The following is a 22,382-nucleotide window of genomic DNA, read 5'->3' on the forward strand; positions in this document are numbered from 1 at the left end:
CGCGACGCGGGATATCGACGCTGAGGCCCAAGCTAGGATTGAAGCCGGGATTGAAGCCGGGACCGACGCGGCACTGTGTCTTTTCTGCGCCCCGCGTCATCCGAATGCGACCCGGTCGCCCTCCGAACCACAAAGGCGCTTTCAGCCGGAATCCCGCCCGCGTTAGGATGGGGTGATTGGTACGGAGCGGATGCCCGACGCCCCAGTTGCAGGACCGGGCGTGTCGGGAATCCTTTGCCCGGACGGCGGCGCTTGCCTGCTGTCCGGCCGGGTGTTCGAAGGGCTTGAGGATGGGTCTGGAACGGGCGGCGCGCGCCCTCGCGCGTGTCGGCGTCCTCGTGATCGCGGCGCCGCTTGCGGCGGCCGCGGAGGGCGCTCCGTCCGGTGGCGCGGGGTCGATGCTGGGGCCGATGCACACGCACAACGTCGCCGGCCTCGCCGTGCTGATCGGGCTGACCGTCTTCGCGACGATCCTCTCCCTGCTGCACATGCGCGAGCGCGCCCGCTGGATGCGCCGCGAGCGCGCGTTGCAGGACGCGCTGGCCGGCCTCAGCGGCGCCCATGACCGGGCCGAGATGCTGCTCCATTCCGAGCGGCAGGTGCTCGTCACCTGGACCGGGCGCGGCGAGCCGGCGGTGGAGGGCGATGCCGGCTTCGCCCAGGATCTCAGGGCAGCGGAGCTGCGGGCGGGCGATCTCCGCGCCGCCGACCTGCGCGGCACCCAGAACGGGACCCGGCGGCTCCTCGCCTTCGGCACTTGGCTCGCGGCCCAGGACGCGCATCTCCTCGACGGCGCCGTGGCCGCCCTGCGCGAGCGCGGCACCGGCTTCCGGATGAACCTGCGCAGCCTCGCCGGCCGCTATATCGAGGCGCAGGGGGGAGCGGTCGGCGGACGCGCCCTGCTGCGACTGCGCGAGACCACGGAAGAGCGGCGCGAGCTGATCGAGCTGCGCGGCACGCTCGACGAGACCAAAAGCGGCCTCGCGGCGCTCGCCGGGCTTCTCGACGCCATCCCGCAGCCGATCTGGCACCGCGCCCCGGACGGGCGCCTGGACTTCGCCAACGCCGCCTACGCCGCCGCCGTGGAGGCCCCGGGCCGCGAGGCGGTACTGGAGGGTGGGCTGGAATTGCTCGACCGCGCCGCCCGCGAGCAGATCGCCCGCCGGCCGGTCGGCGCCGCAGCCCGGGCACCGGCGCAGCCCCTGCGCCTGTCCGCCGTGGTCGCGGGCGCCCGGCGCATCCTCGATGTCTGCGAGACCGCGACCGAGACGGGACGCGTCGGCATCGCCGTCGACGTCTCGGAACTCGAGAGCGTGCGCGCCGATCTGCAGCGGCAGATGGATGCCAATGTCCGCACCCTCGACCAATTGCCGACCGCCGTCGCGATGTTCGACGCGCGCCAGCGCCTGATCTTCCACAACGCCGCCTACCAGCGGCTCTGGGGCCTCGATCCGGCCTTCCTCGACGCCAAGCCCCTCGACGGCGAGATCCTCGACCGGCTGCGCGCTGCCCGCAAACTGCCGGAACAGGCCGATTTCCGCTCGTGGAAGACCGAGGTGCTGGCCGCCTACCGGGCCGTGGAGGCCACCGACACGCCCTGGTACCTCCCCGACGGGCGGACGCTGCGCGTCCTGGCCGATCCCAATCCCCAGGGCGGCCTGACCTATCTGTATCAGGACGTCTCCGAGAGCATGAAGCTCGCCTCGCGCTACGACGCGCTGATGAAGGAGCAGGCCGAGACCTTGGAGGCCCTGAAGGAGCCGGTGGCGGTGTTCGCCGCCGACGGACGCCTCACGGTGGCCAACCGCGCCTTCTCGGTGACGTGGCGGGTCGATCCGGCGACGCTCGCGGGCAAGCCGCATGTCGATGCCGTCATCGCCGCCTGCCGGGCGCTCACCCCGGATCAGGGGCCCTGGGCCGGCATCCGCCAGGCGATCACGGGCCTGTCGGAGACCCGCAGCGGACATTCCTGCCGCCTCGACATGAGCGACGGCACGGTTCTCGATTGCTCGGCCCAGCCGCTGCCGCTCGGCGCGACGCTGCTCACCTTCATCGACGTGACCGCGAGCGCGAATGTCGAGCGGGCGCTCACCGAGAAGAACGATGCCCTGGAGCGCGCCTCGCAGCTGCGCGACACCTTCGTGCACCACGTCTCCTACGAGCTGCGCTCGCCGCTCACCAACATCATCGGCTTCACCCAGCTTCTCGGCGACGAGACGGTCGGGGCTCTGAACGAGCGCCAGCGCGAATATTCCGAGCACATCATGCGCTCCTCGGCGGCGCTGCTCGTCATCATCAACGACATCCTCGACCTCGCCTCGATCGATGCCGGCTCCCTGGAATTGCAGCGCGAGACCATCGACGTGCGCGCCACGGTCGAGGCCGCCGCCCGCGGCATCGAGGATCGGCTCGCCGAATCCCACATCACCCTCGACCTCGACGTGCCGGAGGGCGTCGGCAGCGTGTTCGCCGACGGCAAGCGCGTGCGGCAGATCCTGTTCAACCTGCTGTCGAACGCCGTCGGCTTCTCCGAACCCGGCCAGCATGTCCGCGTCGAGGCGCGGCGCCAGGGCGGCGCGCTGACCCTCGCGGTGATCGACCAGGGCCGCGGCATTCCCACCGAGGTGATCGATCGGGTGTTCGACCGGTTCGAGAGCAACACGCTGGGCACCAAGCACCGCGGCGTCGGCCTGGGCCTCTCCATCGTGCGCTCCTTCGTCGAGCTGCATGGCGGCCGGGTCGAGATCAGCTCGGCGCCGGGCCGGGGCACCCGGGTTTCCTGCCTGTTCCCCGCCGAGCCGTCGCCGGGCGGCGGCCGGCTTCCCGGCCCGCCTACGGAAGCCGGGACCACCCGCGGACATCCCGACGGAGCGAAGCCGAACGGGCGGGCCGATTCAGGCCTGGAGGCCGCCGAGTAGGGGGGGCCGAGCGCCGAAAGCCGCGGGTCCGCCGGGACTTGGCCAAGCACGGGACTTGGCCCAGGACTTGGCCCAGGACTTGGCCCAGGACTTGGCCCACGAAACGCGGTTTTCGCCTGCGGCGTCGATTCCGGTTAAACATCCGCTGCTAGGATCGGTCGAAATCGTCGGATCGGGCGTCCGGCGATGCGTGCGGAGGGTGAGGCGTTGAGCGAGGATTCAGACGGCACGGCCCGGGATTCCTCGCCGAGCGCATCGGAGATGCCCGCGCGGCGGCCCGCCTGGGAGGTGCTGCTGCCGGAGGAGGGCGCCACCGAGGACATGGCCGCCTTCCTCGCGGGCTTCCTCCTGCCCGGTGACCTCGTGGCCTTGTCCGGCGGTCTCGGCGCCGGCAAGACGACCTTGGCCCGCGCCCTGATCCGCGAACTCGCCGGCGATCCGGACCTCGAAGTACCGAGCCCGACCTTCACCCTGATGCAGCCCTACGAGTCCCGTACCGGCCAAGCGGTGATCCACGCCGACCTCTATCGCCTGCGCGGACCCGACGAGCTGATCGAACTCGGCTTCGACGAACTGGCCGAGACCGCCATCACCCTGGTCGAGTGGCCGGAGCGGCTCGGCCCGCGCGACAACGAGATCCTGTCCGTGGATCTTTCGCTGAGGGCCGAATACGGCGAGGGCGCCCGCCTCGTGCGCATCGACGGCACGGCGGGCATGCGCGAGCGCCTCGACCGCGCCCGCGCGGTGCGCGCCCTCATCGCCCGCACCGGCTGGGACGAGGCCGACCGGGTGCCGATGCAGGGCGACGCGTCCTCGCGCGCCTACGAGCGGCTGGTGAAGCCCGACGGCGAGACCGCGGTGCTGATGATCGCCCCGCCCCGCCCCGACGGCCCGCCGGTCAAGGACGGGAAGCCCTACAGCGCGATCGTCAAGCTCGCCGAGAGCATCCACGCCTTCGTCGGGATGGACCGGGCCCTGTGTGGGCTCGGCATCTCGGCCCCCCGGATCCTCGGCGAGAATCTGAAGGCCGGGCTGCTGATCCTCGAGGATCTCGGCGCCGAGCCCGTGGTCGAGAACGGCGCACCGCGGCCCGAGCGCTACGCGGAGGCCGTCCGGCTGCTCGCCAAGCTGCACGCCACCGATCTGCCCGACCGGGTGCCCGTGGCGGAGGGCATCGAGCACGTCCTGCCGCCCTACGATCTGGAGGCGCTGCTGTTCGAGGCGGAGCTGATGCCGGAATGGTACGCGCCGGCCATCCGCAGCACCCAGCTGCCCGCCGAGGCCCGCCGGGACTTCCTGTCGCTCTGGAGCGACGCGCTCAGGGACCTGCTGACGGAGCGCCCGACCTGGACGCTGCGCGACTACCATTCCCCCAACCTGATCTGGCTGCCCGCCCGCGAAGGGCTGGAGCGGGTCGGCGTGATCGATTTCCAGGATGCGGTGATGGGCCACCCGGCCTACGACGTCGCCTCGCTGCTGCAGGATGCCCGGGTCGATTGCAGCGCGGATTTCGAGCTGCGGCTGCTCGGCCTCTACATCCGCGAGCGCCGCGCCCGCGATCCCGGCTTCGACCTTCAGGCCTTCGCCCGCTCCTACGCGGTGCTGGCGGCGCAGCGGGCCACGAAGATCCTCGGCATCTTCGCCCGCCTGGACAAGCGCGACGGCAAGCCGGGCTACCTCGCCCACCTGCCGCGGATCGAGGGCTATCTCGCCCGCAATCTCGCCCATCCGGCGCTCGGCGCCCTGCGGGCCTGGCACGAGACTCGGCTTCCGAGCCTCGTGATCCCCGCCGCCTCCTGACCCATCGAGCGAAGCCGCCATGAGCGACGCACCCGAACACCCCAAGAAAATCACGCGCGCCTTCGTGCTGGCGGCGGGCCTCGGCAAGCGCATGCGGCCGATCACCGCCACGGTCCCCAAACCCCTGGTCGAGGTCGCCGGCAAGGCGCTGATCGACCATGCCCTCGACCGGGCGGCGGAAGGCGGCGTCGAGACCGCGGTGGTGAACGTCCACTGGCTCGCCGACCTGATGGAGGGGCATCTTTCCCACCGGACCGGCGGTCCCGCCCTCGTCGTCTCCGACGAGCGCGACGCGCTCCTCGAGACCGGCGGCGGCATCCGCAAGGCGCTCCACCATTTCGGCGCCGACCCCTTCGTGGTGTTCAACTCCGACTCGTTCTGGCTGGAGGGCCCGCGCCCGAACCTGCCGCGCCTGATCGAGGCCTGGAATGCCGAGACCATGGACATCCTGCTCCTCGTCGCCCCGACGGCGACGAGCCTCGGCTACGAGGGCGCGGGCGATTTCGACATGGACGCCGACGGCCGCCTCTCCTGGCGGGGCGAGCGCGAGGTCGCGCCCTTCATCTATGCCGGCGTCGCCATCCTGAAGCCGGACCTGTTCGCCGACACGCCCGAGGGGTCCTTCTCGCTCACCCTGCTGTTCGACCGGGCGGCCAAGCGGGGGCGGCTGCACGGCCTGCGCCTCGACGGCCAGTGGCTGCATGTCGGCACGCCCGAGGCGATCGAGGCCGCCGAATCACAGGTTCGTCGGAGCGCCCAAGTGCCGTGAACCGAACGCCGCACGGCGTGTTGAGGCGGTTCGGGGAGACGGCGGGGTTCGGAATGGGATTTCTGTTGGAGACGGTGGAGCGGTTCCGCCGCACGCTGACGGCCTATGCCGGCGATGAGAGCCTGATGCAGGGGGCGGTCTCGGCCTGCGCCAACGTCGCGGTCGCCGATGGCGAGCTGATGAGCGAGGAATTCGAGACGGCTCTGGCGGGCCTGCGCGCCAATCCGATCCTCGAGAAGGGCTACGACAGCCTGATGCTGGAACATGCCCTCTACGAGGGCTTGGGCCGCGCCCGCACCCGCGCCGGCCGGGCCGAGAACCTCGTGCGCATCGCCGGCCTCGCCGACCGGCCCGAGGAGCAGCGCCGCAACGTCTTCCTGATCGCCGCCGACGTCGCCGACCACGAGGGTATCGGCCCGCAGGAACAGGCGGCGCTCGCCGAGATCGCCGAAGCCTTGGGGGTCGATGGCGCGGGGCTGCTGGCGCGGTTCGGGCAAGGAACGCTTCATCGGGCCTCCCCCTGACCCGCGGCAGCGCTTACATTCGCGCGTGACGCCCGGAGGTTGTCATGGACGTGAAGGAAGCGGTGGCGAAGGCGAAGACGTATGTCGCGGAGGCTTTCGCCGGGGAGAGCTTGAGGGATCTGGGACTCGAAGAGATCCGCTTCGAGGAAGAGTCCGATGCTTGGCTGATCACGCTCGGCTTCTCCCGCTCCTGGGATGCGCCGAAGATCGTCACCAACCGCCTCGGGCGCGATCTCGACCTCAATCGTACCTATAAGACCCTGCGGATCGCCGATCCGGACGGACGGCTCCTCGCACTGGATGACCGGGTGCCCCTGATGGCCGATGGGTGATGCGTGCATGCCTCCTCGACACCAATCTGCTGGTGTTGCTCGCCGTCGGCCGCGCCTCGCCGGCTTTCGTGGAGGTGCATAAGCGGACGCGCGGCTACCGGAGCGAGGATCTGCCGCTGCTGGAAGCGCTACTGGCACGAGCCGCCCGGCTCGTTACGACGCCGCACGTGTTGTGCGAGACATCGAACCTGATCAGACAGTTTCAGGAGCCCGGGCGCGGGAAGATCGTCGAGGCTTTGCGGAATTTTGCCGCCAGGGCCGATGAAATCCATCTGCCCTGTATGACAGCGATGGCACGGCCGGAGTTTATCCGCCTCGGACTGACCGATGCCGGCATTCTGGTCGCACAACGCGACGATGTCGGCCTCGTCACGGACGATCTCGACCTTTATCTTGCGAGTGTCGCCGCCGGGCTCGACGCAATCAACTTCACGCATGAGCGCGCCCGCCGTTTCGGGTGACGGCCAAAAGCGAAATCCATGTCCGCCCCCCGCGTTCTCACCATCCCCCCCGGTGCGCCGTTCCTGCCGACGCTCGCCGATGCGCTCGTCTCGGGCCGTCTTGTCGGTCCGCTCGGCGACGACCCGTTCGCGCTCGCCTCCGTGACGCTCTACCTGCCGACGCAGCGCGCGGTGCGGGCGCTCTCGACCGTGCTGGCCGAACGTCTCGGCGGCGCGGCCCTGCTGCCGCGGATGATCCCGCTCGGCGAGGCCGACGAGGCCGAACTCGACCTCTCGGCCAACGCTCTGCTGGAAACGCCGGAAGAGCTTTTGCATCCGGCGGTCGCGCCGCTGGAGCGGCGGCTGATTCTCGCCCGCCTCGTCCAGAAATGGGCCGAGACCGTCGACCGTGAACTCCTGCCCATCGACGACGAGGTGCCCTTCCTCGTGCCGTCCTCGCCCGCCGATGCGGTGGCGCTCGCCGCCGATCTGGAAGGCCTGATGGATGCGCTGACCGTCGAGGGCCTGCCGTGGAACGAGATCGGCGCGGCGGTGGAGGCCGAGCATTCCCGCTATTTCGGCCTCACCCTCGATTTCCTGCGGATCGCCGCCGAGAATTGGCCGGGCATCCTCGCCGCCCGCGCGCTGGCCGATCCGGCGGTGCGCGCCCGCCGCCTCGTGCTGGCCGAGGCCGACCGGCTCTCCCGCGAGCGGCCCGGCGATCCGGTGGTGGTGGCGGGCTCGACCGGATCGGTCCCGGCCACGGCCCGGCTGATCGCCGCGGTGGCGCGCCTGCCCCGCGGCGCCGTGGTGCTGCCCGGCCTCGATCTCCATCTCGACCCGGAGGGCTGGGAGGCGATCGACGGCGGCGGCAATCCCGAAGAGGTCGCCCACGGCCATCCGCAGGCGATCCTGCGGCAGCTGATGGGTCGCTCCGCGCTCGGGGTCGGGCGCGAGGCGGTCGCGCCGCTCGGCGCGCCCTCGGACGAAGCGACCGCGCGGGAACGATTGCTGTCGCAGGCCCTGCGCCCGGCCGAGACCACCGATGCCTGGGCCGCCCTCGCCCCCGACGAGCGGCTGGCGCTGGCCCGCGATGGCCTCGCCGGCCTCACCGTCGTCGAGGCCGCGGACGAGCGCGAGGAGGCCCTGGTAGCCGCGCTCGCCCTGCGCGAAACCCTGGAGACGCCCGGAGCGACCGCGGCGCTCGTGACCCCCGACCGGGGGCTGGCCCTCCGGGTCTCCGCCGAACTCGCCCGCTGGGGCATCGTCGCGGAGGATTCGGCCGGCCTCGGGCTCGCCCGCTCGCAGGGCGGACGCTTCGCCCGGCTCGTGGCGGAACTGGCCGCCGAGCCGTCGCCGTCCCGGGTGATCTCGCTGCTCGCCCATCCCTTCGTGCGGCTCGGGCTCACCCGCAGCGAGGTGGTGCGGGCAGGCGCCGCCCTCGAGATCGGGGGCCTGCGCGGCCCGGCTCCGGTTCCGAAGAACAGTTTCGAGGGCATGCGCGTCGCGCTCGAATTCCAGCGCACCACCACCGGGCGGGTGCCGCGCGCCAAGAAGCGGCTCAAGCCGATCGACTGGGAACTCGCCGCCGCCGTCCTCGACCGGCTGGAGATCGCCCTCGGCGAATTCCGCGACGATCGCCAGCCGGCGGTCGGCAATCTCGTCGCGCTCGCCGCGCTGCATCGCGAGGCCTGCGAGCGGATGATCGCGGGATCCGAGACGTCGCCGGAACCCGAGATCGAGGATCCGTCCCTCGACACCCTGGATCAATTGTTCGACGATCTCGAAGCCGCCGCCGACGAGGACTTGCCCGGCCGTTTCGGCGATTACGCCGCCGTCTTCACCGCTCTGGCCCGCGACCGCACCGTGGCCTGCGCGCGCGACACGGCGCATCCGCGGTTGCGCCTGCTCGGGCCGCTGGAGGCGCGGCTGCTCACCGTCGATCGGGTCGTGCTCGGCGGTCTCGACGAGGCGGTCTGGCCGGTGCGCCAGACCACCGACGCCTTTCTCAACCGGCCGATGCGGGGCCAGGTCGGCCTGTCGCCGCCCGAGCGCCGCATCGGGCAGGCGGCGCACGACTTCGTGCAACTCCTCGGCACCCACGACGCCGTGCTGACCCGGGCGGCCAAGCGCGAGGGTTCGCCGACGGTGCCTTCGCGCTTCCTCCAGCGCCTGCGCGCCTTCGGCGGGGAGGGGTCCTGGGAGGCGGTGCTGGCCCGCGGACGGCGCCTGCGCGGCCTCGCGGCGATCCTCGACCGGGGCCGGGAGCCCGCGCCGCCCCGCCTCGTGCGCCCGGCGCCCCGGCCCGATCCCGCCCTGTTTCCGCGTCGCCTCAGCGTCACCGAGATCGAGACGCTGGTGCGCGACCCCTATTCGATCTTCGCCAAGCACGTGCTGGGCCTGGAGGCGCTGGAGCCGGTCGCCGTGGTGCCGGGTGCGGCCGAGCGCGGCACGCTGATCCACGCGATCCTCGGCGATTTCGCCACCGCCCATGCCGGGCCGCTGCCGCCGCGGGCGGACGAGCTGCTCTACACCATCGCCCTCGAAGCCTTCGGCCGTCTCGAGGACCAGTATCCGGAACTCTACGCCGAGTGGTTCCCCCGCTACGAGCGCATGGCGATCGAGTTCCTGGAATGGGAGCGCGCCCGCCGCCCGGATCTCGCCGGGATCCACCCGGAGATGTCGGGGAAGTGGGTGATCCCGCTCGGCTCCGAAACCTTCACCCTCACCGGCCGGGCCGACCGGATCGAGCGTCGCACGGATGGCGGCTTCTGCATCGTCGATTTCAAGACCGGCACGCCGCCCTCCAACCGCACCGTGTTCGCCGGCTTCTCACCGCAGCTGACGCTCGAGGCCGCGATGCTGATGCACGGCGCCTTCGAGGGTTTGAAGTCGGAGGCCGTGCCGGACCTCCTCTACGTGCACGCCTCCGGCGGACGTGAACCGTTCCGGCCGATCCCGATCAAGCCGCCGCCGGGGGAGGGACGGGCGGTGGACGCGATCGTTGCGGAGCACGTGACCCGGCTGCGCGGCCTCATCGCCCGATACCTGACCGGGGAGGCAGCCTACGTGTCGCGGCCCTTCCCGCAATACGTGCGCGCCTACAGCGATTACGATCATCTGGCCCGCGTCCTCGAATGGTCGCTGGCGGGCGAGGGAGAGGGGGCGTGAGCGGCTTCATCGTCGACGAGCGGACGAAATCGGCCCAGCTTCAGGCGGCCGATCCGCGCCTCTCGGCCTGGGTCTCGGCCAATGCGGGGGCGGGCAAGACCAAGGTGCTGACCGACCGGGTGTTGCGGCTGCTGCTGGACGGGGCCCCGCCGGGGCGCATCCTCTGCCTCACCTTCACCAAGGCGGCCGCCGCCAACATGTCGATCCGGGTGTTCCAGCGCCTCGGCCGCTGGGTGACGCTGGACGATGCCGCGCTGACGATCGAGCTCACCGCGCTCACCGGCGAGCGCCCCGCGCGGGCGACGCTGCGGCTCGCCCGCCGCCTGTTCGCCCGCGCCGTCGAGACGCCGGGCGGCCTGAAGATCGAGACGCTGCACGCCCTCTGCGAGCGTCTGCTGCACATGTTCCCCTTCGAGGCCAACGTGCCGGCCCGCTTCGTCGTGCTCGACGAGACCCAGGCGCGCGACATGTTCGAGATCGAGACCGACAACGTGCTGGCCGACGCGATCCTCGGCGGCGACGAGAGCCTGTCGCGGGCGCTGGCGATCGTCGGTGCGGAGGCCTCCGGCGACACGCTGCGGGATGCGATCCGCGCCGCCATGCGCACGCGGGCCCTCTTCTCCGACCACCGGGCCCTCGGCCCCGCACTCGCCCGCCTGCCGCGGGCCCTGTCGCTCAAGGACGGCGCCAGCGTCGAGAGCATCGAGGCCGAGATTCTGGAAGGCGGCGACCTCGGCGACTGGTCGGCGCTCGCCGCCAAACTGCGCACCGGCAAGGCGACCGACGAGCGGCTCGCCGACGCGCTGACCGAGGCGCAGACCCTTCTCGAGGTCGGCAAGGCGCTCGATCCCTATCGCTCGGTCTTCTTCACCGACAAGGACGAGCCGCGGGCCGAAAAGTCCCTGGGCACCAAGGCGGTGCCGCCGGAGGTGAAGCAGGCGCTCCTCGACGAGCAGGCCCGGCTGATCCCGCTGTTCGATGCCTTGCGCGCCGCCCGCGCCCTTGCCCGCACGGAGGGGCTCTACCGGCTCGCCGCCGAGATCCACCGCCGGATCGAGGCGCAGAAGTCGCGCCAGGGGGCGCTGGATTTCGACGATCTGATCCACAAGACCCTCGATCTGCTCTCGCGGGTCGGCGCCTCATGGGTGCTGTACAAGCTCGACCGCGGTGTCGATCACGTGCTGGTCGACGAGGCGCAGGACACCAATCCGCAGCAATGGGAGATCCTGCGGACGCTCACCGCCGAGTTCGCGGCGGGCGAGGGGGCGCGGGGGCTGCGCCGGACCCGCTTCGCGGTGGGCGATCCCAAGCAGTCGATCTACAGCTTCCAGGGCGCCGATCCGCGCGAGTTCGAATTGACCCGGCGGGCCTGGGGCAAGGCGGCGGCGGACGCGGCGATCGGCTTCGCCGATGTCGGTCTCACCCTCTCGTTCCGCACCGCCTCCCACGTCCTCGCGGCGGTCGACGCGGTGTTCCGCATTCCCGAGCACTTCGCCGGCCTGTCCTTCGAGGACCGGGCGATCGGCACCGTTCACGCCTCCGCCCGCGGCGGCGTACCGGGCGCCGTCGAACTCTGGTGCATCGAGGAGCCCGCGGAGGCGGAGGAGCCCGATGCCTGGGCCGCCCCGGTCGATGCGCCGGAGGCGAACGCGCCGGCCATCACGGTGGCCCGCCGCATCGCCCGCGCGGTCAAGGCCTGGACCACCACGGGCGATGCCTGTGGCCGGGTCTGGCGGCCGGGCGACGTGCTGATCCTCGTGCGCAAGCGCTCGGCCGCCTTCGAGGAGGTGATCCGGGCGTTGAAGGGGCTCGGCGTGCCGGTGGCCGGCCAGGACCGTCTGGAGGTCGCCGGCCATATCGCCGTGCTCGACCTCGTGGCGGTCGGCCGCGCCGGGCTCCTCCCCGCCGACGACCTGACGCTGGCCACCGCCCTCAAGACCCCGCTGGTCGGCCTCACCGACGACGACCTGACCCGCATCGCGTCCCGCCGCCCCCTCGCGGAGACCCTGGAGGATGCCCTGACCCGCCACGCCGAAGCCGGCGACGCGGCCGCCATCCGCGGGCGCGATGCGCTGGCCCTCTGGATCGGGCTCGCGGCGACGAACGGCCCGTTCGGCTTCTACGCGGCGCTGCTCGGGGCCCATGGCGGGCGCAGCCGCCTGGTGGCGCGGCTGGGCGGCGAGGCGGGCGACGCCATCGACGTCTTCCTCGCCCAGGCCGCGGATGCCGAGGCCGGCGCCGATGCCGCCCCCTGCCTCGACGCCTTCCTCGCCGATTACGTGACGCGCCCCGGCCGCGGCCGCACTGGCCTCTCGGTCAAGCGCGACCTGGAAGCCGGGCGCGACGAGGTGCGGGTGATGACGGTGCACGGCGCCAAGGGGCTGGAGGCGCCGGTCGTCGTGGTTATCGACGGCTGCGAGCCGCTCGGGCGCAACGACCCGCCGCTCCTGCCTCTCGAGAGGCCGCTGGACATGCCGGCGGACGGTCCGCTGCCGCCGGTCTGGACCGGGGGGCGCACGCAGGATTGCGCGGCGACGTTCAACGCCCGGCAGGCGCTCCAGGCCCGCGCGCGAGAGGAGCACAACCGCCTCCTCTACGTCGCCATGACGCGGGCGGCGGATCATCTCGTCATCGCCCCCTATCGCGGCGCGACCCGCGAGACGCCGGCCTCCTGGTGCGAGATGGTGCGCCTCGGACTGGAGCGGGGCCTCGGGCCCGGCGAGAGCCTGGAGACGGCGCACGGCCCGGTCACGATCTGGCGCGAGGGCGGGGCGCCCTCTCTGGCGAGCGCCGAGCCCGAAGCCCTCCCGGAGCCGGAGGCGGCGCCGGATTGGCTGTTCGCCCCGGCCGCCCCAGAGGTCGAGGCCGCGCCGCCCTTGAGCCCGTCGAGCGCGCTGGGCGCTGCGGACGGGCGGCGCGAACCGCGTCGCCGCCAGGGCGATGCCGAAGCCCGCCGCCGCGGTGCCCTGATCCACGCCCTGTTGGAGCACCTGCCGCGGATCGACCCGGCCCGCCGAACGGAGGCCGCTGCCCGCTTCGCCGGGGCGAGGGCGCCGACACTAGATGAGGGCAAGCGCGGGGAGCTGGTGCGCGCGGTGCTGCGGCTGATCGAGACGCCGGATCTGGCGCCCTTGTTCTCCCGCGAGGCCCGGGCCGAGGTGGCGCTCTCGGGTCGTCTCACGATCGACGGCGTCGAGCGCGACGTGACCGGCCGCATCGACCGCCTCGTCGTCGATGCGGACACCGTGACCCTCTGCGACTTCAAGACCGGCCGCCCGCCGGAGGAGGGCGCCCCGATTCCGGAGCGCGAGGCGGCGCAGGTGGCCCTCTATGCCCGGCTCGCCGCCGCGGTCTGGCCGGGCAAGCGGATCACATCGCTGCTGGTCTGGACCTCGGGGCCGGTGGTGCGGCGGCTCGACGGGGCGGCGATGGGGGACTGACCGTCATCCCACCCAGGCCCTCATCCTGAGGCGCCGCGAAGCGGCCTCAAGATGAGGGGGTTTGCGATGGGACGCGGGAGCGTCCTCAGTTGCTCTTCTTCGGCGTGATCTTCACGATCTGGCCATCGTCTTCGGTGAGCGCGTAGACCGCGCCGTCCGGACCGACCTTCACGTCGCGGACGCGGTGGTCGAGGGGGACGCGCTCCTCGGTGACGACCTTGTCGCCATCGACCTTGAGCACCACGAGGCCGGTGCTGACGAGGCCGCCGATCAGGAACTCGCCCTTCCAGTCCGGAAACAGGTCCTTGTCGTAGAAGGCCATGCCGGACGGGCCGATCACCGGATCCCAGTAATAGACCGGCTGCACCGTACCGCCCGCCTGGGTCTGCCCGTCGCCGATCTTCTCGCCGGAATACTCGATGCCGTAGGTCACCACCGGCCAGCCGTAATTGAGGCCGGGGCGCGGCCGGTTGAGTTCGTCGCCGCCCCGGGGGCCATGCTCCACGGTCCAGAGCCGGCCCTGTCCGTCGAGGGCCGCGGCCTGGACGTTGCGGTGGCCGTAGGACCAGATTTCGGGCTTGGCCTTGTCGCCGCCGACGAAGGGATTGTCCTTCGGCGCGTTGCCGTCGGTATCGATGCGGAACACCTTGCCGAGCCCGCTCGACAGGTCCTGCGCCTGCACCCGTGTCTGCTTGTCGGAGCGCTCACCCACCGTCACGAACAGCTTGCCGTCCCCCGCGAAGACCAAGCGCGAGCCGAAATGCTTGTCGCCGTCATAGGTCGGCATCTGGCGGAAGATCACCTTCACATCGTCGAGGCGGGCCTTGCCGTCGCTCTCGATCAGCTTGGCCTTCGCCACCGTGGTGCCGTTGCCCTTGTCGCGCGGTTCGGCGTAGCTGACATACACTGTGCGATCGGCGCTGAAGCTCGGGCTCAGGGCGATGTCGAGCAGGCCGCCCTGGCCCCTGGCATCGACCTTGGGCACGCCCGCCACCGGCTGGCCGGGCGTGCCGTCCTTGGCGACGATGCGAATCTTGCCCGCTTTCTCGGTCACGATCACGCGGCCATCGGGCAGGAATTCCATCGCCCACGGACTGTCGAGTCCCTTGGCGAAGACCGCGCTCTCGATCTGCGCCTTCTGGGTCGGCTCGGGCGCCCGGGTCTGGTTGGGCAGGAGCGGCTTGTACTCGGTGTTGGGCGGACCCTGCTCCGCGGTGGTCGTGCCCGCGCTCGGGGCGGCCGGCGCCTGGAACGCTTCGCCCTCGACGCGGGAGGGGCGCGCCTCCTGGGTCGCCTCTTGCGCCGCGGAAGACCGAACGAAGGCCGACGCATCGAGGCCGAGGGCCGCGACGGTGGCGAGCAGCAGGGGGAGGGTGCGCGTCACGTGGTAGGTTCCTTGTCCGCCTGTCCCGGCATCTGCCCGCCAAATGGGGCGCGGAGCCGCCATGGCGAGGGCGAGCAGCCCAGCATCGCGGGGATCCGAGCCGCGCGGCGGCCCGATCCGCGGCCGGCGCGGCGGCCCCTTACGCCAGACGCCGCCCGTCTTCCAGTCCGCCCTCCCCGCCTGTGGAGTGCTGTTGAACACCTATGCTCAACCCGCGCCTCAGACCCGTGCGGGCTTCTCGGACGGGGCAAGGCGCCTTGACCGCCGCGGGGGGCGTGGCCAATTCTCCGGTCAGCCTGGAGGCGCCGACCCCGCTCCCCGGTGCCCCGAAGGATTACGTGTCGAAAGGACGTTGAGATGGCGACGGTGAAAGTAACCGACGCGAGCTTCGAGCAGGACGTGCTGAAGTCCGCCGAGCCGGTCGTGGTGGATTTCTGGGCGGAGTGGTGCGGCCCGTGCCGTCAGATCGGCCCGGCCCTCGAAGAGATCTCCGTCGACCTGCAGGGCAAGGTGAAGATCGCCAAGGTCAACGTCGACGAGAATCCGCAGATCGCCTCGACCTACGGCATCCGCTCGATCCCGACCCTGTTGATCTTCAAGGACGGCAAGCTCGCCAGCCAGAAGGTCGGCGCCGCCCCGAAGGGCGACCTCTCCCGCTGGATCCAGGCGAGCGCCTGATCCGCGGCCATCGGATCGGCTCGACCGACTGACGACGGAGCCCGGCCCATCGGCCGGGCTTTTTCGTGCCCGAACCGACCTTCGCGAGCGATGGGCACCGTCGGCGGGCGGGCAACGGACAAAAAGAAAGGAGCCCGGCCTTGCGGCCGGGCTCCCTCGGTTTCGAAACCCTTATGGGTTCGGCTTAGTAGCTGCCGAACTTGTAGTTCAGGCCGGCGCGGACGACGGCGAAGTCGTTGTCGCGGCGGGCGAAGTTGTTGACGAGCACCGAGGTGCTGCTGGTCGGGCTGGCGGTGATGATGGTGCCGTTGGCGTTGGCGAAGCCGCCGCGGCTCTGGTTGCCATCGAAGTTCACGTACAGACCTTCGATCTTGAGCGTCACCGCCGAGGAGCGGAAGAAGTTCAGGAACGAGTCGGTCGGGAGGGCGTACTCGACACCGCCGCCGACGGCGTAGCCGGTCTTGAAGTCGTCGGTGTCAACGGCGCGGCCGCCACCGAAGCTGCCGTAGGCGAAGCCGCCGGTGCCGTAGAACAGGACGCGGTCGAAGGCGTAACCGATACGACCGCGGACGGTGCCGAAGAAGTCGAGGCCCTGGAGGCCGGTCGGGTTGATCAGCGTCACGCCCGGCTGGAGCACGCCACCGGCGGTGAAGGCGCAGGAGACGCCGCCCGTGCCGCAGACACCGTCGCGGCCGTTGCGGCCACCGAGATCGGCGTACTGAGCGTCAGCCTCGATACCGACGACGATGCCGTTGCCCGGGGTGAACTGGTAGTTGTAGCCGATCTGACCGCCGCCGACGAAGCCATCCTGGCGGCCGCCGTTGCCGAACAGGAAGGCGCCGACGGTGCCGGGCGGGCCGTTGATGACGCGCTGGTCAATGGTGTTGACCTGCGTCGGGGCCAGCGAATCCTGCACGCTGAAGCCGTAACCAGCGTTGAAACCGGCGTAGAAGCCCGTCCAGGTGAACACCGGAACCGGGGTGAAGATCGGCGGAGCGGCGCGACGCGGAAGGTCGGCAGCGGAAGCGACGGTGGTGAGCGCCGTGAAGGCGGCGAGCGATGTCAGAAGCTTTTTCATTTTTTGATCCCCAGCAGAGTGCCCGATCGCCGTGAAGCTAGACCATTTCCGCCCCCCAGGATGTAGCCGCCAAGCCACACCCGCTGATGGCGTTTCGGGCAATCGCGGGGGTCGAAACCGTCTCGGACGGTTCGGCCTCCCCTGAACCTCAGGTGGGAATCGTCCCGTTCGCCTCGAGGACGGCACCGGCGAGGTAGAGCGAGCCGCAGATCAGAACCCGGGGCGGGCGCTGGAACACGGTGTCGGCGAGGGCGGCGATCGCCGCCTCGACGCTATGGGCGGTGCCCGCCTGCAGGCCGACGGAGCGGGCGATCTCGGCCACCTCCTCGGCGGGCCGGGCCGCCATCTGGCCGGAGATCGGCACCGCGACGAGGGAGCGGGCCAGCCCGACGAAGTTCTTCAGGAAGCCCTCCGCGTCCTTGGTGCCGAGCAGGCCGACGATCAGCACGAGCGGCGCGTCGCTGCGCTCGCCGAGATCGGCCATGGCGGCGGCGAGGATGCGCCCGCCATCGGCGTTGTGGCCGCCGTCGAGCCACAGCTCGGCATCCCGCGGCATCCGCTCGGCCAGCGCCCCGCGCTGGAGGCGCTGGAGCCGGCCGGGCCAGTCGACGCTGCGCAGGCCCGTCTCGAAGGCCGCCGTGCCGAGATCGCCGAAGCCTGCCGCCCGCAGAGCCGCGATGGCGGTGCCGGCATTGGTGAGCTGGTGACGCCCGGTGAGCTTCGGGCGGGGCAGGTCGAACAATTCGGTCTCGTCCTGATAGACGAGCCGGCCGCTCTCCTCGTGGACGGAGAAATCCTGGTTTCCGACGCGCACCGGGCTCGCCCCGACCCGCTCGGCGGCGCGGCACAGCACGGCATCGGCCTGGGCGTAGTCCTGGGCGGCGATCACCGCCGGGCAGCCGCGCTTGAAGATGCCAGCCTTCTCGGTCGCCACCGCCTCGACGGTGTCGCCGAGATACTCGGCGTGATCACGTCCGATCGGCGTGACCACGCTGCAGGCGGGCCGATCGATGACGTTGGTGGCGTCGACCCGCCCCCCCAAACCGACCTCGAGCAGCAGGACGTCCGCCGGGCATTCCGCGTAGAGAAGCAGCGCCGCGGCCGTGGTGATCTCGAAGACGGTGATTGGCTGCGACTTGTTGGCCGCCTCGCAGCGGGCGAAGGCGTCGGCGAGGCGGTCCTCGCCGACGAACTGTCCGCCGCCGATGCCTCCGAGGCGGATGCGCTCGTGGAAGCGCACCAGATGAGGCGAGGTGTAGACATGGGCGGCCAGGCCGCCCGCTTCGAGGATCGCCCGCATGAAGGCGATGGTCGAGCCCTTGCCGTTGGTGCCGGCGACGTGGATCACCGGCGGCAGGCGCCGCTCGGGATGATTCAGCGCGGCCAGCAACCGCTCGATCCGCCCGAGCGACAGATCGATCGTGCGCGGATGCAGGGCGAGGAAGCGCGCCATCAGCGCGTCGGACGATTCCATCTCACGCTCGAACCTTCGGCGGGGGCGTTTGTCCGACGGGGTGGATACCGGTTCGCCGGAGGCAAGCGCGTCAGAACAGGGGTCCGGAGCCGTGATCCGATCCGGGGTGGTCGGGTCCGGCTCCGAGGGGCGGCTCAGGCCGCGTCGGGCAGGGCGGCCGGGGCTTCCCGGCGCACGTCCATCAGAAGTCCGCAGAGGCGGCCGATCGTGTCCTTGAGCTGGTGCCGGTGCACCACCTGATCGACCATGCCGTGCTCGCGCAGATATTCCGCCCGCTGGAAGCCGTCGGGCAGCTTCTCGCGAATGGTCTGCTCGATGACGCGGGGCCCGGCAAAACAGATCAGCGCGCCGGGCTCGGCCAGATGCACGTCGCCGAGCATGGCGTAGGAGGCGGTCACGCCGCCGGTGGTCGGGTTCGTCAGGACGACGATATAGGGCAGCTTGGCCGCGTTGAGGCGACGGACCGCCACGGTGGTGCGCGGCATCTGCATCAGGGACAGGATGCCCTCCTGCATCCGGGCACCGCCGGAGGCCGCGAACAGCACGTAGGGGGTGCGCTTCTCCAGGGCGGTCTCGGCGCCGCGGATGAAGGCCTCGCCGCCGGCCATGCCGAGGGAGCCGGCCATGAAGCTGAATTCCTGCACCGCGAGCGTCATCGGCAGGCCGCCGACGCGGCCGAAACCGACCTTGAAGGCGTCGGTCATACCGGTCTTGGTCCGTGCCTCCTTGAGACGATCGACGTAGCGCTTCTCGTCGCGGAACTTGAGCGGGTCGGCGGCGACCTCGGGCAGCGGCACGTCGATCCAGGTGCCCTCGTCGAACATCATCTTGAGGCGCGCCTGGGCCCCCATCTTGAGATGGTGCTCCGAGCCGGGAATGACCCAGTGGTTCTGCTCGACCTCCTTGTGGAAGACCATCTGCCCGGTATCGGGGCACTTGATCCAGAGGTTCTCGGGCGTCTCGCGCTTGAACAGGGTCTTGATCTTGGGGCGCACGACCTCCGAGATCCAGTTCATCGCCTCGACCATGTCGCTCCGCTCCTCACGCCGTGACACGCTGATATCGGACCGCCGCCGCCGCTCCGCCATGGGCAGGGCGGTCGGGGCGTCGGGAAGACGGATCCGACCGTCGGCCCCTCCCGGTCCCGGTCAGCCCTTCGACACGCCGCGCACGCCCGCGGCGAGCTCGCGCACCAGCCCGGCGACCGCCTCCACCGTGCCCTCGCTGCCGCGCCCCTCGGTGTCGAGGGTCCGGGCGAGGGCATCGACGAGCGCCGAGCCGACCACGACGCCGTCGGCGCCCCGCGCCACCGCCGCGGCGTGTTCGCCGGTCCGGACGCCGAAGCCGACCACGACCGGGAGATCGGTCTGCGCCGAAATCCGCGACACCGCCTCGGAGACCTTGCCGAAATCGGGCGTCGCCGTTCCGGTCACGCCGGTGATCGACACGTAGTAGACGAAGCCCGCCGTGTTCGCGAGCACAGCCGGGAGGCGGCGGTCGTCGGTGGTCGGGGTGGCGAGCCGGATGAAGGCGAGGCCGTGCTCGCGCGCCGGCAGGCACAGTTCGTCGTCCTCCTCCGGCGGCAGGTCGACGACGATGAGGCCGTCGATGCCGGCCTCGCGGGCATCCGGCAGGAAGCGGTCGACGCCGTAGGTGTGGATCGGGTTGTAGTAGCCCATCAGCACCACGGGGGTGTCGGCGTCGCGCTCGCGGAAGCGGCGCACCAGCGCCAGGGTGCCCTTGAGATCCTGGCCCGCCTTGAGCGCCCGGAGGCCTGCGGCCTGGATCGCCGGTCCATCCGCCATCGGGTCGGTGAAGGGCAGGCCGAACTCGACGATGTCGGCGCCGGAAGCCGGAAGCGCCTCCAGCACCTTCAGCGAGGTCTCGGGATCGGGATCGCCCGCCATCACGTAGGTGACGAGGGCGGCCCGCTTCTCCGCGCGGCAGCGGGCGAAGGCGGCGTCGATGCGGGCGGTCATCCGTCGTACTCCCGGGCGGCAAGGCCGGGATTTTCGCGACATACGGGGCCGTGCGGCTCCGCAGTTCCCAGACCAGGGGCGCGCCTACACCATCCGCTTGCCGAGGTGAAGCACCGGCGGATCGGGTCGGCTCCCGGCACTCGGCGAAATGCGCAAATCCCCCCGTTTTCGGTGACGCTCCCCTAACCGCCTTTCTCAAGTCCGACTTCACGCGCGCCTGTCAGGGTCGCCACCGACCGGCCGCCACATCCGGCGGCCCAGGAGCGGCGTACCGAGCGATGAACCTCGCGCTGACCATCATGGGCCTGAGTGCCGTCGTCGGGCTCGCGGGTCTGATCGTCGCGGGGTGGCGGCGGCGTGCGACGCCGGTGACGGCCTTTCCGTCGGAATCCCTGCAGGACCGGCTCTGGCAGGTCGCCGAGAGCGAGGAGCGCTACCGGGTGCTCGTCGAGGCCACCACCCAGGCGGTGGTCCAGCGCGACGGGCAGGGGCGGATCACCTTCGCGAGCGAGGGGTTCGCCGCCCTGCTCGGGACCCAGCCGCTCGATCTGATCGGTTCGACGCTGACGCCCCAGGTGCTGGAGCGCGGCCCGGTGGAGGTGCGCCCCGACGGCGTGCGGCAGGTGGAGGAGCGGCTCGTCCCGGTCGACGGCAAGCCGCGCTGGTTCTCCTTCGTCGAGCTGCCCGCCGCGGGCAGCGAGGGCGGACCGAACTGGCTCCGCGCCGGCAGCGACGTCACCGAGCGGGTCGAGGCAGTGCGCTCGCTCGACGAGGCCCGGAGCCGCGCCGAGGCCGCCAACGTCGCGAAATCCCGCTTCCTGGCGACCGTCAGCCACGAGTTCCGCACGCCGCTCAACGGCATCCTCGGGATGGCCGACCTCCTGCTCGACACCTCCCTCGACCCCGAGCAGCGCACCTATGTCGAGGCGCTGCGCACCAGCGGGAAGGCCCTGCTGACGCTGGTCGACGGCATCCTCGATTTCTCGCGGATCGAGTCCGGACGGCTCGACCTCGCCGCCGAGCCGTTCGACGCCGCGCTCCTCGTCGAGGGCGTGGTGGAACTCCTGGCGCCGCGCGCCCAGGACAAGGGCCTGGAGATCGCCCTCGACATCGCCGACGACCTCGTGCCCCTGCGAGTCGGCGATGCCGACCGGGTGCGCCAGATCCTGCTCAACCTCGCCGGCAACGCCGTGAAGTTCACCCAGGCCGGCGGCGTCGGCGTGAGCCTGACCCGCGAAGGGGAGGGGATCGCGCTCACCATCGAGGATACCGGTCCGGGCATGGCCGAGGACCGCATCCCGATCCTGTTCGAGGAGTTCGAGCAGGGCGACGGCAGCGCCAGCCGCCGTCACGAGGGCACGGGCCTGGGGCTCGCCATCACGCGCCGCCTGGTCGAGCGGATGAACGGGACGATCGAGGCGCGCTCGACCCTCGGGCGCGGCTCCACCTTCCGGGTCGTTCTGCCGCTTCCCGCACCGGAGGGCGCCGCCGCTTCGGCCACCACGCCTCCGCTTCAGGCCCGGCGCGTGCTGATCGTGGCGGATTCCCCTTTCCAGGCGCCCTATCTCGCCCGCCGCCTGACCCGCTCCGGCGCGGCGGCGGTGGTGGTCGGCAGCGTCGAGGCCGGGCTCGACGCCCTGGCGGCGGCCTCCTTCGATGCGGTCATCGCCGACCGCTGGCTCGGCGACGCCCCCGTGCGGGCCCTGGCGGCGGAGGCCGGGCGCTGCGGCGTGCGCGCCCGCCTGATCCTGCTCTCGCCCTTCGACCGGCGCGAATTCGGCGCGGTGAACGCGGCGGGTTTCGACGGCTACCTGATCAAGCCGGTGCGCGCCCGCTCCCTGTTCGACCGCCTGCTGGAGCCGGGAGCGCCCCCCGCGGAAGCCCCTGCGACCGCCGGATCTCCCCCCCGACCGGTCGCCCTCGTCCGCACCGACGCTCCGGTCGCGAGCATCGGCCATAGCATCGGCCAAGGCATTGTCTCGGCCTCCGCCGCGGGCGCGGGCGCGGGCCGCCGGGTGCTGCTCGCCGAGGACAATCCGATCAACGCGCTGCTGGCGACCAAGGCCCTGGAGCGACTCGGGGCGCAGGTGACGCTCGCCCGCGACGGCATGGAAGCGCTGGCGCTCGCGGCCGCCGAGGCGCCTTTCGACCTCGCGCTGATCGACATCCGCATGCCCGGCCTCGACGGTCTGGAGACCGCCCGGCGCCTCCGCGCCCGCGAGGTGGAGACCGGAGCCGAGCCTCTCCACCTCGTGGCGCTCACGGCCAATACCGGCCGCGAGGACATGGAGGCGGCCCATGCGGCGGGCTTCGACGGCTTTCTCGCCAAGCCGCTGAACCTGCGCGCACTGCCGGGGCTTCTGGAGGGGCGCAAGGCGGCGGCCTGACGCCCACC

Annotated in this window: 15 protein-coding genes; 10 read left to right on the forward strand and 5 right to left on the reverse strand. The window is 71.5% G+C overall.

From position 1 onward, the window contains the following. Positions 1-290 precede the first annotated feature (290 nt). From MFF26_RS11795 to addA, 8 genes are all read left to right on the forward strand, one after another. A complete protein-coding gene (locus MFF26_RS11795) occupies positions 291-2,918 on the forward strand; it encodes a sensor histidine kinase (RefSeq protein WP_137828679.1) in 2,628 nt (875 codons plus the stop codon). A 186-nt stretch (positions 2,919-3,104) separates the two neighbouring features. Beyond that, the gene (gene tsaE, locus MFF26_RS11800) at positions 3,105-4,718 is read left to right on the forward strand and encodes a tRNA (adenosine(37)-N6)-threonylcarbamoyltransferase complex ATPase subunit type 1 TsaE (protein WP_137828680.1); all 1,614 of its coding nucleotides are present in this window, start codon (positions 3,105-3,107) and stop codon (positions 4,716-4,718) included. Between the two features lie 19 nt (positions 4,719-4,737). After that, positions 4,738-5,487, forward strand: a complete 750-nt coding sequence (locus MFF26_RS11805; RefSeq protein ID WP_137828681.1) for a nucleotidyltransferase family protein — start codon at positions 4,738-4,740, stop codon at positions 5,485-5,487. A gap of 53 nt (positions 5,488-5,540) precedes the next feature. Beyond that, a complete protein-coding gene (locus MFF26_RS11810; RefSeq protein ID WP_137828682.1) occupies positions 5,541-6,011 on the forward strand; it encodes a tellurite resistance TerB family protein in 471 nt (156 codons plus the stop codon). Positions 6,012-6,055: 44 nt separating this feature from the next. Further along, the gene (locus MFF26_RS11815; protein ID WP_137828683.1) at positions 6,056-6,343 is read left to right on the forward strand and encodes a hypothetical protein; all 288 of its coding nucleotides are present in this window, start codon (positions 6,056-6,058) and stop codon (positions 6,341-6,343) included. After that, positions 6,343-6,804: a PIN domain-containing protein gene (locus tag MFF26_RS11820; RefSeq protein ID WP_137828684.1), complete on the forward strand. Its 462-nt coding sequence runs from the start codon at positions 6,343-6,345 to the stop codon at positions 6,802-6,804. Before MFF26_RS11815 ends, MFF26_RS11820 begins: the two co-directional genes overlap by 1 nt. An 18-nt stretch (positions 6,805-6,822) precedes the next feature. After that, positions 6,823-9,954 carry a double-strand break repair protein AddB gene (gene addB, locus MFF26_RS11825; RefSeq protein ID WP_137828685.1) on the forward strand — a complete coding sequence of 1,044 codons (3,132 nt, stop codon included), beginning with the start codon at positions 6,823-6,825 and terminating at the stop codon, positions 9,952-9,954. Continuing rightward, entirely contained in the window at positions 9,921-13,394 is a 3,474-nt protein-coding gene (gene addA, locus MFF26_RS11830; RefSeq protein ID WP_238308012.1) for a double-strand break repair helicase AddA, read from the forward strand. Before addB ends, addA begins: the two co-directional genes overlap by 34 nt. Positions 13,395-13,479: 85 nt before the next feature. On the opposite strand, the gene MFF26_RS11835 is transcribed toward addA, so the two are convergent. After that, positions 13,480-14,778, reverse strand: coding sequence for a PQQ-dependent sugar dehydrogenase (locus tag MFF26_RS11835; protein WP_238308013.1), 1,299 nt, complete (start codon positions 14,776-14,778; stop codon positions 13,480-13,482). A 357-nt stretch (positions 14,779-15,135) separates the two neighbouring features. Here MFF26_RS11835 and trxA point away from each other — a divergent pair, with 357 nt between their 5' ends. Then, a complete protein-coding gene (gene trxA / locus MFF26_RS11840; protein ID WP_137828688.1) occupies positions 15,136-15,456 on the forward strand; it encodes a thioredoxin in 321 nt (106 codons plus the stop codon). A gap of 184 nt (positions 15,457-15,640) precedes the next feature. On the opposite strand, the gene MFF26_RS11845 is transcribed toward trxA, so the two are convergent. The 4 genes from MFF26_RS11845 to trpA form a co-directional block, all read right to left on the reverse strand. Continuing rightward, entirely contained in the window at positions 15,641-16,534 is an 894-nt protein-coding gene (locus MFF26_RS11845; protein ID WP_238308014.1) for an outer membrane protein, read from the reverse strand. Between the two features lie 148 nt (positions 16,535-16,682). Continuing rightward, positions 16,683-18,008: a bifunctional folylpolyglutamate synthase/dihydrofolate synthase gene (locus MFF26_RS11850; protein WP_137828690.1), complete on the reverse strand. Its 1,326-nt coding sequence runs from the start codon at positions 18,006-18,008 to the stop codon at positions 16,683-16,685. A gap of 134 nt (positions 18,009-18,142) precedes the next feature. Then, on the reverse strand, positions 18,143-19,036 hold the full coding sequence (accD, locus tag MFF26_RS11855; protein ID WP_137828704.1) for an acetyl-CoA carboxylase, carboxyltransferase subunit beta: 894 nt from the start codon (positions 19,034-19,036) through the stop codon (positions 18,143-18,145). Between the two features lie 120 nt (positions 19,037-19,156). Further along, positions 19,157-19,987 (reverse strand): tryptophan synthase subunit alpha, encoded by an 831-nt coding sequence (gene trpA / locus MFF26_RS11860; RefSeq protein WP_238308015.1) that lies wholly within the window; start codon positions 19,985-19,987, stop codon positions 19,157-19,159. A gap of 278 nt (positions 19,988-20,265) precedes the next feature. Here trpA and MFF26_RS11865 point away from each other — a divergent pair, with 278 nt between their 5' ends. Continuing rightward, on the forward strand, positions 20,266-22,374 hold the full coding sequence (locus MFF26_RS11865; RefSeq protein WP_238308016.1) for an ATP-binding protein: 2,109 nt from the start codon (positions 20,266-20,268) through the stop codon (positions 22,372-22,374). Positions 22,375-22,382 lie beyond the last annotated feature (8 nt).

The sequence above is a fragment of the Methylorubrum suomiense genome (genome assembly GCF_022179765.1).
Classification (GTDB): domain Bacteria; phylum Pseudomonadota; class Alphaproteobacteria; order Rhizobiales; family Beijerinckiaceae; genus Methylobacterium; species Methylobacterium suomiense.

What these genes read in the sequence shown, in the direction of transcription:
- MFF26_RS11815 (WP_137828683.1), top strand. Translation starts at nt 6,056, where the DNA reads ATGGACGTGAAGGAAGCGGTGGCGAAGGCGAAGACGTATGTCGCGGAG.
- trxA (WP_137828688.1), top strand. Translation starts at nt 15,136, where the DNA reads ATGGCGACGGTGAAAGTAACCGACGCGAGCTTCGAGCAGGACGTGCTG.
- accD (WP_137828704.1), bottom strand. Translation starts at nt 19,036, where the DNA reads ATGGTCGAGGCGATGAACTGGATCTCGGAGGTCGTGCGCCCCAAGATC.
- MFF26_RS11850 (WP_137828690.1), bottom strand. Translation starts at nt 18,008, where the DNA reads ATGGAATCGTCCGACGCGCTGATGGCGCGCTTCCTCGCCCTGCATCCG.
- trpA (WP_238308015.1), bottom strand. Translation starts at nt 19,987, where the DNA reads ATGACCGCCCGCATCGACGCCGCCTTCGCCCGCTGCCGCGCGGAGAAG.
- MFF26_RS11865 (WP_238308016.1), top strand. Translation starts at nt 20,266, where the DNA reads ATGAACCTCGCGCTGACCATCATGGGCCTGAGTGCCGTCGTCGGGCTC.
- tsaE (WP_137828680.1), top strand. Translation starts at nt 3,105, where the DNA reads ATGCGTGCGGAGGGTGAGGCGTTGAGCGAGGATTCAGACGGCACGGCC.
- MFF26_RS11820 (WP_137828684.1), top strand. Translation starts at nt 6,343, where the DNA reads ATGCGTGCATGCCTCCTCGACACCAATCTGCTGGTGTTGCTCGCCGTC.
- addA (WP_238308012.1), top strand. Translation starts at nt 9,921, where the DNA reads ATGGTCGCTGGCGGGCGAGGGAGAGGGGGCGTGAGCGGCTTCATCGTC.
- MFF26_RS11805 (WP_137828681.1), top strand. Translation starts at nt 4,738, where the DNA reads ATGAGCGACGCACCCGAACACCCCAAGAAAATCACGCGCGCCTTCGTG.
- MFF26_RS11795 (WP_137828679.1), top strand. Translation starts at nt 291, where the DNA reads ATGGGTCTGGAACGGGCGGCGCGCGCCCTCGCGCGTGTCGGCGTCCTC.
- addB (WP_137828685.1), top strand. Translation starts at nt 6,823, where the DNA reads ATGTCCGCCCCCCGCGTTCTCACCATCCCCCCCGGTGCGCCGTTCCTG.
- MFF26_RS11845 (WP_238308014.1), bottom strand. Translation starts at nt 16,534, where the DNA reads ATGAAAAAGCTTCTGACATCGCTCGCCGCCTTCACGGCGCTCACCACC.
- MFF26_RS11810 (WP_137828682.1), top strand. Translation starts at nt 5,541, where the DNA reads ATGGGATTTCTGTTGGAGACGGTGGAGCGGTTCCGCCGCACGCTGACG.